This is a genomic window from Streptomyces sp. Go-475, from assembly GCF_003330845.1.
Taxonomy (GTDB): domain Bacteria; phylum Actinomycetota; class Actinomycetes; order Streptomycetales; family Streptomycetaceae; genus Streptomyces.
In genome coordinates this window covers 8,457,581-8,471,082 of sequence record NZ_CP026121.1, presented here as the reverse complement: position 1 = coordinate 8,471,082, position 13,502 = coordinate 8,457,581, and the positions used below count along the sequence as shown (strand labels likewise).

Sequence of the window (13,502 nt, the reverse complement as noted above, 5' to 3'; positions counted from 1 at the left end):
GTGCCGGAAGATCCGACGATCGACCACGAAATCACAGTCACCGGGAGAACGCCTTCGATATTCGGGGCGCCCGGGATGCGGCCTCAGCGCTGGACGGGGCGGGCGCAGCGCACGTGGCCGGATGTGATCCCGTCCCGGGGCAGGGACAGGCCGAAGGCGCGTTCCAGGCCGGCGAAGAACAGCGCGATGCCGTCCGTCCAGTCGGTGTGCTCCTCGGCTCGGCGGATGTGCGCGTTGAGGAAGCCCAGGGGCGCGTCCGGGGCGAAGGGGGCCTGGCCCGGGGTGTACCAGATCAGCTCGTACATGTCCCGCCGCGTGTCGGCGCTGTCCTCGAGCGGGAAGGGGTTCTGGTAGACCCCGTCCTCGCTGTACCTGAAGTCGTAGATGCCCTTGGCCATGGTCGCGGTCAGCGTGATCTGCTGCCGGGGAGGCGGGTCGAGGCGGCGGGTGAAGGCGTTGCCGAAGTCGTGGTAGCCCAGCCACGTCCACTCGCCGGCTTCGCCGAAGGCGAGCACTTGGCAGGTGTCGTCCGTGCCTTCGCGTGCGTCTCGGTCCCGCACCTGGTGCAGCAGCAGCCCGTCGGTGACGTCCTGGGCGTCGGCCCCGTAGGCGAGGGCGGCCGCTTCGGAGGTCGGGCCCTTGACGAATTCGAGCACGGTGAAGGGCTCTTGCTGTCTCCAGTCGGCGGCGATCCACGCTATGCCGTCGCCGACCGGTGGCCGGCGGGCGAGGAACTCCTCGAACGCGGCCGTCTGCTCGGGGTCCATGAAGCCCTGCCGGGCGGTGCGCGCGTTGTTCTCGAGCCAGTCGAGCTCGTCCACGGTCCGCAGTTCGGCCACGACCACGCGGTCGCGGGTGAACGTCATCCGCACGCCGTCGGTGTACGCGTACCGCGTGTACGGGCCCTGCCGCCGCGGGCCGGCCGGGGTCTCCCGCACGGTTCTGGGCCGGGGTCTCGGTCCGCCGTAGTCGCGTTGCGCGAAGTGCTCCAGCTCGGCCAGTTCGGCCGCCGGCAGGAGCACGCCCGCCGTCTCGCCGCCGTCGGTGACGCGCACCCGCTCGCCGGTCTCCTCGACATGGCCGATCACAGGCCCGAAGTCTGTTGTGAGTTCCCGCAGTTCGACGCTGTTCATAGTGTTGGGACACTACCGGGCAGGGCTCCGGAGCCGGGACAGCCCACCAGCCTCGGCCACCGGGCGACAATGGAGGATCTCGCACACGTCACCGGGGAGATGCGCCTGTGAAGGTCGGACTGGCACGTGCCGCCGCGATCCAGTGGGTTGCCCAGCATGCCCGAACCGATACCGGCTTCCGGGGCGCGTACTTCAGCGGCTCGACCGTCGGGCTGCCGGACGACGCGGAGTTGTCGCCCTCCTCCGACGTCGACGTCTTTGTCGTCACCGCCCAGGAGGATCCGCCGGCCAAGCCGGGCAAACTCCGTTTCCAGGGCGCCCTGTTGGAAGTCAGCTACCTGCCCCGGGCCGAGCTGGCCTCCGCCGACGACGTCCTGGCGTCCTACCACCTGGCCGGCAGCTTCCGCACGGACGCGATCATCGACGACCCCACCGGCGAACTGCGCGAACTGCACGCGCACGTCTCGCGCCACTTCGCCGCCCGGCCCTGGGTCCGCCGCAGGTGCCAGGACGCCCGCCACCGGATCGAGAGCCGTCTCGCTGCGATCGGCACCTCGGCGCCGTTCCACGAGCAGGTGCTCTCCTGGCTGTTCCCCACCGGCGTGACCTGCCACGTCCTCCTCGTCGCCGCCCTGCGCAACCCCACCGTCCGCCTGCGCTATCCGGCCGCTCGCGAGGTCCTCACCGACTACGGCCACCTCGGCCTCTACCCGGAACTGCTGGACCTTCTCGGCTGCTCACAGCTGCCCGTGGAGCGCGTCCGGCACCATCTGCACGAACTCGCCGCGACGTTCGACGCCACCGTCCCCGTGGCGAAGACCCCGTTCCCCTTCAGCAGCGACATCAGCCCCGCCGCACGGCCGATCGCGATCGACGGGAGCCAGCGGCTCATCGACTCAGGCGACCACCGCGAAGCGGTCTTCTGGATCATCGCGACGTTCGCCCGCTGCCACATCATCCTGGCCGCCGACGCGCCCCGACTGCACGAAGCCCTCCTCCCGGCCTTCCAGGCGGCCGTCGCCGATCTCGGCATCGGCTCCACCCGTGACCTGCTCCACCGGGCCGATGAGGTGACCCGGTTCCTGCCCCGGCTGTGGCAGACCACCGAGGACATCCTGCTCGACAACCCCGCCATCACCGATGAGCGGAGCAGGTGAGGTCGGGACGCCTCCCGCTATCGCGGTGCGATGGCTTGGAGCCAGTCCTCGACGGTGACGACGTCCGCCCACTGCGGGAACAGCTTCTCGGTGAGCATCGTGTGCACCTCGGGGTCGGTGTCGAGGCAGGCATCCGCCAGGACGGTGAGGCCGAAGTCCAGGTCGATGGCGCGCCACAGGGTGGACAGCACGACGGCGCTGGTGGCGATGCCGGTGAGAACGAGGCTGTCGATGTCGCGTGCCCTGAGGACCAAGTCGAGGTCGCTGCCCGAGAACGCGCTCCCCCGCCTCTTGGTGACCACCACGTCGCCCTGCCGGGGCGCGACCTCGTCATGGATCTCGGTGCCCGGGGCGCCCTCGGTGAACAGGCCGGCCCGCACGACGTTCGCCATCACCCTGTTGCGCGGGCTGATCTCCGGATCGCCCGGCCGTAGCCCCATCACCACGTAGATCACGGGGATGCCGGCGGCCCGGGCACCGTCGATCGCTCCGCGCAGGCGCGGCAGATACCCGGAACCGTCGTCGGCGATGGCCACGACGTCCCGTTGGACGTCCATCACCAGAAGTGCGCTGTTCGCCATGCGTGCCGTCCCCTTCTCCGTTGTCAGGACACCTTGGAGTGGTTCAGCCGACCCGGATGCCGACGAGGCACGTGTCGTCGTCGGTGTCCGACCTGCTGTAGGTCAGCAGGCGGTCCAGCTGCTGGTCGAGTGTGCTGGGTGCCGTGCGGGCGGTGGTCAGCAGGTGGGTCAGGGACTCCTCCACGGGTCGGTCACGGCGCTCGACCAGGCCGTCGGTGTACATCAACAGGGTGTCCCCGGCGGCCAGTTGGATCTCGGACTCCTCGTAGGCGACTTCCGGTACCGCGCCGAGCAGCAGCCCCCTCACCAGGGGCAGCGGAGCCGCCTCGCTGCCCCGGACGAGCACGGGCGGCAGATGGCCCGCCCTGGCCCAGCGCAGCGTCCGGCGGACCGGGTCGTACAGACCGCACACCGCCGTCGCGGTGACGGAGCCCGTCAGGTGGTGCGCCACGATGTTGAGCCACGACAGCAGCTGTCCCGGCCCCGCGCCGGTCACCGCCAGACCGCGCAGCGCGTTGCGCAGGACGACCATGCTGGTGGCGGCCTCGATGCCGTGCCCGGCCACGTCCCCCACGCACAGCAGCACGAATCCGGACGGCAGGACGACGGCGTCGTACCAGTCGCCGCCCACCAGTTGCTCGGTCTCCGCGGGCCGGTAGCGGACGGCCACCTGGAGGCCGCTCACCTGCAACGGCGCCTGGGTGGGAGGCATGATGGCGTGCTGCAACTGCAGGGTCAGCCGGTTGCGTTCGGTGGCCTGCTGCTCGGTGTGCGCCAACTGGTCGCGGGTGGCGGCTAGGGCCACCTCCGTCCAGTGCTGCGCGGAGATGTCCTGGCAGGCGCCGCGGACCAGGAGCAGCCGGTCGTCGGTGTCGAGCACCGGTTCGGCGACGATCCGGATGTGGCGGGTCACCCCGTCGGGCCGCTGCAGCCGGAAGGCCGCGGCCGCCGGCCGCCGGTGGTGCAGCAGCGTGCGCAGGAAGCGGCGGATGGAGACGCCGTCGTCCGGGTGGGCGTGGGACGGCAGTTCCTCCAGGGGCACCGGGGTGCTCGACTGCGGGCGCCCGTAGAGGTCGAACAACTGCCCGTTCCAGGTGATCTCACCCGTCAGCACGTTCTCCTCGAAACCGCCGATGCGGCCGAGACGCTGGGCGTGCTGGAGCAGGCTCGCCAGGCGCGCCGTCTCGTCCTCGATGCGCCAGATCAGCAGGACGGCGGTGCCGTGCCGGCTGATGCTGATGTCGGCGACCGCCGAGAGGGGGACCTGGTCGACGAGGGCGGTGAGGTTCATCCGGCGGGCCCGGAACGGCTCGCCGGTGGCGTAGACCCGCTCGACGCGCTGGAACAGCTCGCTGTCGCCGGCGGCCATCGGGTACGCCTCGAGCAGCAGCGCGCCGCTGACGACCGCCCGCGGCCGGCCGGCCGGGTCCAGGAAGCGGTTGTTCACGTGCTGGATGCGGAAGTCGGCCAGGTGCCCGTCGCCGTCCAGGTGGGGCACCAGGACCAGGGCGGGGTCGTGCAGGCCGTCGGCCAGGTCCATCAGCTCCGCGGCGTCCGGCAGGACGCGCGGCTCCTGGGCCCCTGCCTGCGGCGGCGTGTACGTCTCCAGCGTGTGGGCGCACAGCTCGGCCAGGGCCTCCACCTGGCGGACGACCTGCGGGGGCTGCGGTGTCAGGGGCGCCGGCCAGGCGATCTCCAGCACGCCGTGGATACGCCCTCCGGTGCCGGCGGGCAGGGCGACCCTGCCGCCGTCCGGGTGGTAGTGCAGGCCGATGCTGGGCAGTCCGGTCTCCCCGAGGGAGGTGATCCACTGGCCCTCGCGCTCGATGAGGCCCCGTCGCGCCACGGTCACCACGTCCGGCGGGACGTAGCGCCAGCGCGTGGCCTCGGCCGGTGAGAAGCCGGCGCTGCCCGCCAGGGTGAGCGAACCGTCGGAACCCGCGGCCCAGACGGCCACGGCGACCGCGCCGAGGGGGCGCAGCGCCTGCTCCAGCAGGGCGTCGGCGACGGCCTGGGTGTCGTCCGCGGCCAGGACGCCGCTCTCGGCGGCGCGCAGGCGTACGGCGGCCGACTCGGACTCCGCGGCGTCGGCGGCCTTCGTGGCGGCGAGGAACGCGTCCGTCACCTCGGACATGCGGTCGCGGGCGGCCTGGTTGATGACGTCGACGGCGAATTCCAGCGGGGTGACCCGTGCCTGCTCGGCCAGTTCGGCGAGCTGCCGGGCGGCCTGGACGGGCCCGCACTTCAGCCGTTCGACCAGGACGCCCTTGGCTAGCTCGATCAGGGCCCGCCCCTCGGCCTCCGCCTGGGCCGCCCGCACCTCCCGGCTGAGCCGTTCGACGGTGGCCGCCAGCCGGCCCACGGGGGAGGCGGGCGGGACACCGCCGACGTCCGGGAGCGGCCCGTCGGGGGAGGCGAACGGCCCGTCGGCGAGCGGCCACTGCTCGTCGGGAGTCGCCGACGGCCCGCCGGACGTCACCGGCGGGACGGCGGACGCCGGGCCGGCGGCGGTGCGCTCGGGCTCACCGCCCTGATCCGGTTCACGCGGCTGCTCGGAGATGCTCACGGTGTGGATGCTCCTCGGCTGGAGCGCCCTGGGGCGCGGAACGACGGGCGCTGCGGGGCGCCCGGCCCGGGGGTGTGCGGGGTGGGCGCCGGTGTCCTCATGCGGGCAGCCAGCGCCGGACGCAGGCGATGAGGTCGCGGGTGTCGACGGGCTTGGTGACGTAGTCGCTGGCGCCCGAGGCGAGGCTCTTCTCCCGGTCGCCGGGCATCGCCTTCGCCGTGACGGCGATGATGGGCAGCTCGGCGTACTGCGGCATCCTGCGGATCTCGGCCGTCGCGGTGTACCCGTCCATCTCCGGCATCATCACGTCCATCAGCACCAGCGCGACGTCCGGGTTGTTCACCAGTGTCTCGATGCCTCTGCGCCCGTTCTCGGCGTGCAGCACCCGGAAGCCGTGCAGTTCCAGGATCCCGCTGAGCGCGAAGAGGTTCCGCGCGTCGTCGTCGACGACGAGGACGGTGCGGCCGGCCGACGCCTCGTCGAGGAGGTCCGGCGCCGGGTGCTGCGGTTCCTCGGGCCGGACCAGGGAGAGCACGTCCCCGGGCTCCTCGGCGGACAGGTGCAGGGCGATGCGCTCGCGCAGTTCGTCGAGGCTGGAGAGGAACTCCAGCGCCCCGCCCGCCGAGCGGGACCGCAGCGTCTCGTCCAGGGAGACGTCCACGGGGTGGCTGCTGTGCACCAGGACGGGGACGCTCGCCAGCGCCGGGTCGCCCTCCAGGGCCTGGAGGAAACGGGACGCCTCGGCGTCGCGCATGCCCAGCTCCAGGACGACGCAGTGGCACGGTTCGGCCGCGAGGGCACCGGCCGCCTCCTGCGCGCCGACGGCGGTGATGATGTCGACGGCGGGCCGCTGCCCGCTGTCGGCGCGGCCGTGGGTCAGGTCGGCGACGACGCTCTCCGCGACGAGGGTCAGCAGGCCGCGGGGCCGTTCCTCCACGACGAGCAGGCGCCGGGGCCGCGGCCCGGGCCCGGTCTGGAGCACCGGCACCGGGCGGGACGAGCCTTCGGGCAGCTCGGCCGCGGCCCGCTCCGGAGTGCCGCGGTGGCCGAGCACCTCCTCGAAGTCGGGGCGGGCCACGGGCAGGAAGAGCGTGAACGTGCTGCCCTGGCCGGGTGTGCTGTGCACCGTCACGGCGCCCCCGAGCAGCTGGGCGATCTCCCGCGTGATGGACAGGCCCAGGCCGGTGCCGCCGTACTTGCGGCTCGTCGTGCCGTCCGCCTGCTGGAAGGCCCCGAAGATGGTCTCCAGGTTCTGTTCCGGGATGCCGATGCCGGTGTCCTTCACGCGGAAGGCCACGACGGCGCCGCCGCGGATCACGCCGTCGGGCACCTCGTCGTCGGCCGCGGGTTCGATGGCCAGTTCCACGCCGCCCTGCTCGGTGAACTTGACGGCGTTCGACAGGAGGTTGCGCAGCACCTGGCGGAGCCGGGAGTCGTCCGTGAGGAGGTCCGCGGGCGCGCCGGGAGCGGTCGTCACCGTGAACTCCAGGCTCTTCTGCGTCGTCATCGGCCGGAACGTGGCCTCGACGTACTCGATGAGCTGGCGCAGTGTCACCCGCTCGGGCGTGACGTCCATCTTGCCGGCCTCGACCTTGGACAGGTCGAGGATGTCGTTGATCAGCTGGAGCAGGTCCGAGCCGGCGGAGTGGATGATCTGCGCGTACTCGACCTGCTTGGGGGTGAGGTTGCGGGACGGGTTCTGCGCCAGCAACTGGGCCAGGATGAGCAGGCTGTTGAGCGGGGTGCGCAGCTCGTGGCTCATGTTGGCCAGGAACTCCGACTTGTACTTGGAGGCCAGCGACAGCTGCTGGGCGCGGGTCTCCAGTTCCTGCCGGGCCTGCTCGATCTGCAGGTTCTTCGCCTCGATGTCCCGGTTCTGTGCCGCGAGCAGGGAGGCCTTGTCCTCCAGTTCGGCGTTGGAGCGCTGAAGTTCCTCCTGCTGTACCTGCAACTCGGTGGAGCGGGCCTGGAGTTCGGCGGTGAGGCGCTGCGACTCGACGAGCAGCTCGTCGGTGCGGGCGTTGGCGACGATGGTGTTGAGGTTGACGCCGAGGGTCTCCATCAGCTGCTCGAGGAAGTCCCGGTGGATCTGCGTGAAGGGGGTGACCGAGGCCAGTTCGATGACGCCGAGGACCTGGCCCTCGACGACGATGGGCAGCAGCACCAGGGCCGTCGGCACGACCTCGCCGAGGCCCGAGGAGATGGTGACGTAGCCGGGCGGCAGTTCGTCCACGGCGATGGTGCGCCGGCTGCGCGCGGCCTGGCCGACCAGGGTGCGGCCGAAGGCGATGCGGGTGGGGCGGCCGCTGTCCTCGGGGTAGCCGTAGGAGCCGACGAGCCGCAGTTCGGGTCCGCCGTCGCCGTCCTCGGCGAGGTAGAAGGCGCCGTACTGGGCGGACACCAGCGGCACCAGCTCGTCCATGATCAGTTCGGCGACGACGGGCAGGTCGCGGTGGCCCTGCATCAGGCCCGAGATCCGGGCGAGGTTGGTCTTGAGCCAGTCCTGCTCCTGGTTGGCCCGGGTCGTCTCGCGCAGGGACTCCACCATCGAGTTGATGTTGTCCTTCAGCTCGGCGACCTCGCCGGACGCCTCCACGTTGATCGAGCGGGTCAGGTCTCCCTCGGCGACGGCACTGGTGACCTCGGCGATGGCCCGCACCTGCCGGGTGAGGTTGCCCGCCAGTTCGTTGACGTTCTCCGTCAGGCGCTTCCAGGTGCCCGAGACGCCCTCGACCTCGGCCTGGCCGCCGAGGCGTCCCTCGGTGCCGACCTCGCGGGCCACGCGGGTGACCTCGTCGGCGAAGGCGGACAGCTGGTCGACCATGGTGTTGATCGTCGTCTTGAGCTCGAGGATCTCGCCGCGGGCGTCGACGTCGATCTTCTTCGACAGGTCGCCCCTGGCCACGGCGGTCGTCACCAGCGCGATGTTGCGCACCTGGCCGGTGAGGTTGTTGGCCATCGAGTTGACGTTGTCGGTGAGGTCCTTCCACGTGCCGGCGACGTTCGGCACGTGCGCCTGGCCGCCGAGGCGCCCCTCGGTGCCGACCTCGCGGGCGACGCGGGTCACCTCGTCGGCGAACGCGGACAGCGTGTCGACCATCGTGTTGATGACCTCGGCGAGGGCCGCGACCTCGCCCGCGGCCTCGACCGTGATCCGCTGCGACAGGTCGCCGCGCGCCACGGCGGTGGCGACCTGGGCGATGGAGCGGACCTGGCCCGTGAGGTTCGACGCCATCACGTTGACGTTGTCGGTGAGGTCCTTCCAGGTGCCGGACACTCCGCGCACCTGCGCCTGGCCGCCGAGGCGGCCCTCGGTGCCGACCTCGCGGGCCACGCGGGTGACCTCGTCGGCGAACGCGGACAGCTGGTCGACCATCGTGTTGATGGTGGACTTCAGCTCCAGGATCTCCCCGCGCGCGTCGACGGTGATCTTCTGCGAGAGGTCGCCCTTGGCGACGGCGGTCGCGACCAGGGCGATGTTGCGGACCTGGCCGGTGAGGTTGCCCGCCATGAAGTTCACCGAGTCGGTGAGGTCGCGCCAGGTGCCCTTGACGCCCTTGACGTCGGCCTGACCGCCGAGGCGGCCTTCGGTACCGACCTCGCGGGCCACGCGTGTCACCTCGTCGGCGAACGCGGACAGCTGGTCGACCATCGTGTTGATGGTGGACTTCAGCTCCAGGATCTCCCCGCGCGCGTCGACGGTGATCTTCTGCGAGAGGTCGCCCTCGGCCACCGCCGTGGTGACCTGGGCGATGGAGCGGACCTGGCTCGTCAGGTTGCCGGCCATGTGGTTCACGGAGTCGGTGAGGTCGCGCCAGACGCCGGCCACGCCGGGCACCTGCGCCTGGCCGCCGAGGCGCCCCTCGCTGCCGACCTCGCGGGCCACGCGGGTGACCTCGTCGGCGAACGCGGACAGCTGGTCGACCATCGTGTTGACGGTCTCCTTCAGCTGGAGGATCTCGCCGCGGGCGGGTACGTCGATCTTCTGGGAGAGGTCGCCCTTGGCCACCGCCGTGGCCACCTGGGCGATGTCGCGGACCTGGGTGGTGAGGTTGCCCGCCATGGCGTTGACCGAGTCGGTCAGGTCGGCCCAGGTGCCCGAGACCCCCGGCACCTCCGCCTGCCCGCCGAGCGTCCCCTCGGTGCCGACCTCGCGGGCCACGCGGGTGACCTCGGAGGTGAACACGGACAGCTGGTCCACCATGCCGTTGAAGACCTTGGCGATGTCGCCCATGAGGCCGTCGGCGTCGTCCGGCAGACGGGTGCCGAAGTCCCCGTCCCGTACGGCCGTCAGGCCCGCCAGGAGCCGCCGCAACTCCTGATCGCCCGGCACCGCATCGACGACACCGGTGCTGTCGCTGGTCATGCGCACCCTCGTTCCGCTCCCCAGGAGTCCCCGCACACCGAGGACTCGGAACTCCCCCCGGACCGCTTCGGCGGCCCGGCTGCCGTGCCTGCATTTCCGTGGCCACGGATCTGCGCGACGTAGAAATACGCCGCAGGCTAACCCAGGTTTCGAGCCCGGAACAAAGCGTGGGCGGCGGTTCGGACCAAGGGGGAGGTTCCCCGTCCGTCCGCTCCGCCCCTCGCGCAGCGGGAACTGCCGCCGTCTGTCCGACAGGAGGGACGCCGGGCCCGCAAAGGGGCGCGGGAGAGCGGTTGTTCTACCCTCACGTGCAGGGCCGGTGACGCTTTTCGGCCTGCAAGGCGATGAAAATCAGTCACGCGCGCCGTGGCGGAGGCCGCATTCCCTGCCAGGAGGACCCTTGTACGACGACCAGCGGGCAGAGCGCCCCGGAAGCCACGGAGAGCACCGGATCCAGCACGAGTTGGGCACCGTCGAACGCGCCGACCGGTTCTACGACGAGCAGGTGCTGGACCGGCTCAATCCGCGGATGCGGGAGTTCGTGGCCCGCCAGGAGATGTTCTTCCTCGCCACGGCGGACAGCCGCGGGGAGTGCGACAGCACCTTCCGGGCCGGCCCGCCCGGCTTCCTCCGGGTCCTCGACGACACGACCCTGGCCTACCCGGAGTACCGCGGGAACGGCGTCATGGCCTCGCTCGGCAACATCCGGGAGAACCCGCACATCGGCATCCTGATGATCGACTTCTCCCAGGACCGTATCGGTCTGCATGTCAACGGCCGCGCCCGGCTGGTCACCGATGACGCCATGCGCCGGCGGCACCCGGGCCTGCCGGTCGACCCGGTGCCCGGCCGCCGCCCCCAGATGTGGGTGGAGGTCGAGGTGGAGGAGGCGTACATCCACTGCTCCAAGCACATACCGAGACTCGTCCCGGCACCGCTGCGGCAGAACCCGGCCAGGCAGGGCGGCCCGGCCGCCGAGGGCGAGCAGGCCTGGGGCACCGACGACGTGCGGCGCAAGGGCGGCGACTACTTCGGGGCGGCGGCCCGGCGGCACGGGCTGGCGTCACGCTGAAGCCCCGCGACGGACAGGCCGGGACCGGTCAGTCGAACTCGTGGTCGGCCGGGTGTCGCCGTGAGGGGTGCAGGCCGGTCAGGTCGGCTGCCGTCCGGGCCGGTTCCATGTCCGGGCCGATCCATTCGCAGATGAGGACGGTGGCATCGTCCTGGAGATCGCCGTCGTGGTACTCGAGGACGGCGTGGATGAGGCGGCGCAGGGTCTCGGGTACGGGCAGCCCGTCGGCGTGGTGGCGGATCAGGAAGTCGGTGAACCGGTCCAGGCCGAATTCCCGGCCGCCCGAGCGGCGCGCCTCGGTGATGCCGTCGGTGTAGAGCACGACGCGGTCGCCGGGCTGGAGGTGCTCCTCGCACACCGTGCCGGGCAGGCCGAGGCTGGTGCCCATCGGGTGGGCCGGCGGGCAGCTGAGGTGGGTCGTGTGGCGGTTGTCGCGGATGACGATCGGCGGGTGGTGGCCGCGGTTGACCCACCGCAGGCCGCCGGTGCGGGTGTCGAGCGTGGCCAGGACACCGGTGACGTAGCGCCGGTGGTCGTACTGCTCGAGGAGGGCGGCCTCGACGGCGTCCGCCTTGGCGAGGAGGCCGGCGCCCTGGCGGCGGGCGTTGCGGCAGGCTCCCAGCGCGAGGGCCCCGGAGAGGCCGGCCGCGGTGTCGTGGCCCATCGCGTCGAGGATCGTCAGGTGGACCAGGGGCCCGTCGATGGCGTACTCGAAGACGTCGCCGCTGATGTCGTAGGCCGGTTCCAGGGCCGCCGAGATCGCCACCCGCCCGTCGGCGTAGGTGCGCGGCGGCAGCAGGTTCCACTGCATCTCGGCGGCCACGCTCATCGGCCGGGCGCGGACCAGCCTGGCCAGCGCGTCGCTGGTGGTCCGCTTGCCGACGACGATCAACGAGACGAGAGCGGCCAGCGCCTCCATGTCCGCGCGGGTGCCGGCGTCGTCGCGCCCGGTGCTCACCCGCAGCAGTCCGATGCGTTCGGTGCCGTCCAGCAACGGCACCCACCACTCGGACGTGTCGCCGCCGGGCGGCCCGGCGGGCAGGACGCCGCCGTGCTGGAAGGCCCGCCCGGCGACCGTCCCCTCGACCTGCAGCACGGGCTCGTCCGCGTGGCCCGCGGCCTCGTCGCCGGGCAGGAGGCACAGGGTGTCGCGTTGCAGGTCCGCCAGGTAGATCAGCACGTGGTGGAAGGCGGCGGCGCGTGCGCACGCGGAGGCCTTGGCGGGCAGCAGCTCGATCGGCATGAGGTGACTGGCGTCCAGCAGATCGGCCAGCATCCGCCGCCCGCCCTCGCCGCGCTCGCTCACCTCCCCGCCCTCGCCCCGCTCGCTCACGGTTTCGTCCTCGCCCCGCGGGCTCACCGCCCACCTCCGTTCGTCGCACCGGACGGCTGCCCCCGGCGGCCTCCGGCCGGCAGGAGCGCCGGGCCGCGCAAGCCGGCCGGGTGGTCCGTCACGGCATCGTGCCCCGGGCGCTGATCAGGTCGGTGACCGCCGGGAGGCCGCCCCGCGTGAGGGCGGCGCGCTGCCGGTCCGCTCCGGTGCCGTCCTGCAGGAGCCGGTGGATCAGGGACGTGACCTGCCGGGTGTCACCGGACGCGTCGAGCGCGGGAGCGACGTGGCGCAGGAACTCGTAGAGCATGTCGCCGGCGCGGTGCGGGGTGCCGCCCGGATCGACCAGGGTGTCGTCGAGGCCGTGGCGGGCGGCGTGCCACATGGCGGCCTGGAGCATTTCCGGGGCGCAGTCGGGCACGGGCGCGCCGGCGGCCGTCTCCGCCAGGGCGGTCTCCACCAGGCCCCGGGTGATCGCGGCGAGCATGACCGCCTCGTCCGCGTGCAGCTGGACGTCCAGGCACCGCACCTCGACGGTGGGGTAGCGCGACGACAGGCGGGCCTGCCAGTAGAGCTGGCCGGTGTCGGAGATCAACCCGGCCTCCGCCAGCCGCTCCACGCGCCGGTCGTAGTCCGCGGCGTCCCGGAAGGCCGGGGGCATGCCGCTGACGGGCCAGCGGCTGAAGATCACCGTGCGCCAGCTGGCGAAGCCGGTGTCGTGGCCGTCCCACAGCGGGGAGTTCGCCGCCATGGCCGTCAGGGTGGGCAGCCAGGGCCGGATCCGGTTCAGGACCTGCACACCCGCCTCGCGGTCGGGCACGGCGACGTGGATGTGCGTGCCGTTGACCAGCTGCTCCGCCACCAGCTGCGGCGCCTGCGTGACCATCGCCCGGTAACGGGCCTGGTCGGTGACGGCCACCGGGCGGCCGTGACGCACGGGCGGTGTCCCGCAGGCGGCGATCCTGCAGCCGTGCTCCTCGGCGGCCACCGAGACGGCGTGCCGCAGCCGCAGCAGATGCCCTCCGACCTCCTCCAGGGTGTCGCACACCGGCGTGGCCACCTCGACCTGCGCCTGCAGCAGCTCGTACTGCACCTCCTGGTCGGCCACGAGACGGCCCACGCCCGCCGCGGCACGCACCTTGTCCGCGTGGGGCACCGGCAGGCCCGTCACCGGGTCGAGCAGCAGGTACTCCTCTTCCACGCCGATCGTCGTCATCGACCACCCTCTGTTCCGCCCGGCTGCCGGGCCGGACCGCCATCCGAGTGCCGCGGTTGCTTCACGACAAACCATGACACA

General features: G+C 72.2%; 8 protein-coding genes. 2 read left to right on the top strand and 6 right to left on the bottom strand.

Annotated features, from left to right (window positions below):
- Positions 1–83 precede the first annotated feature (83 nt).
- Complete coding sequence (locus tag C1703_RS38340; protein WP_114257138.1) at positions 84–1,133, bottom strand: type II toxin-antitoxin system Phd/YefM family antitoxin; 1,050 nt, start codon at positions 1,131–1,133, stop codon at positions 84–86.
- A 107-nt stretch (positions 1,134–1,240) separates the two neighbouring features.
- Here C1703_RS38340 and C1703_RS38335 point away from each other — a divergent pair, with 107 nt between their 5' ends.
- Entirely contained in the window at positions 1,241–2,290 is a 1,050-nt protein-coding gene (locus tag C1703_RS38335; RefSeq protein ID WP_114257137.1) for a hypothetical protein, read from the top strand.
- A gap of 17 nt (positions 2,291–2,307) precedes the next feature.
- Here the strand turns inward: C1703_RS38335 and C1703_RS38330 are convergent, their stop codons facing one another.
- From C1703_RS38330 to C1703_RS38320, 3 genes are all read right to left on the bottom strand, one after another.
- Positions 2,308–2,871, bottom strand: coding sequence for a cysteine hydrolase (locus C1703_RS38330; RefSeq protein ID WP_114257136.1), 564 nt, complete (start codon positions 2,869–2,871; stop codon positions 2,308–2,310).
- A gap of 43 nt (positions 2,872–2,914) precedes the next feature.
- Positions 2,915–5,437 (bottom strand): SpoIIE family protein phosphatase, encoded by a 2,523-nt coding sequence (locus C1703_RS38325; RefSeq protein WP_232840720.1) that lies wholly within the window; start codon positions 5,435–5,437, stop codon positions 2,915–2,917.
- Positions 5,438–5,534: 97 nt separating this feature from the next.
- Complete coding sequence (locus C1703_RS38320; protein WP_114257135.1) at positions 5,535–9,803, bottom strand: HAMP domain-containing protein; 4,269 nt, start codon at positions 9,801–9,803, stop codon at positions 5,535–5,537.
- Between the two features lie 400 nt (positions 9,804–10,203).
- Between C1703_RS38320 and C1703_RS38315 the strand changes: the two genes are divergently transcribed.
- Positions 10,204–10,875 carry a pyridoxamine 5'-phosphate oxidase family protein gene (locus C1703_RS38315; RefSeq protein ID WP_232840719.1) on the top strand — a complete coding sequence of 224 codons (672 nt, stop codon included), beginning with the start codon at positions 10,204–10,206 and terminating at the stop codon, positions 10,873–10,875.
- Between the two features lie 28 nt (positions 10,876–10,903).
- On the opposite strand, the gene C1703_RS38310 is transcribed toward C1703_RS38315, so the two are convergent.
- The gene (locus C1703_RS38310; protein WP_114257814.1) at positions 10,904–12,151 is read right to left on the bottom strand and encodes a PP2C family protein-serine/threonine phosphatase; all 1,248 of its coding nucleotides are present in this window, start codon (positions 12,149–12,151) and stop codon (positions 10,904–10,906) included.
- A gap of 175 nt (positions 12,152–12,326) precedes the next feature.
- Positions 12,327–13,421, bottom strand: coding sequence for a glutamate--cysteine ligase (locus tag C1703_RS38305; protein ID WP_114257134.1), 1,095 nt, complete (start codon positions 13,419–13,421; stop codon positions 12,327–12,329).
- Positions 13,422–13,502 lie beyond the last annotated feature (81 nt).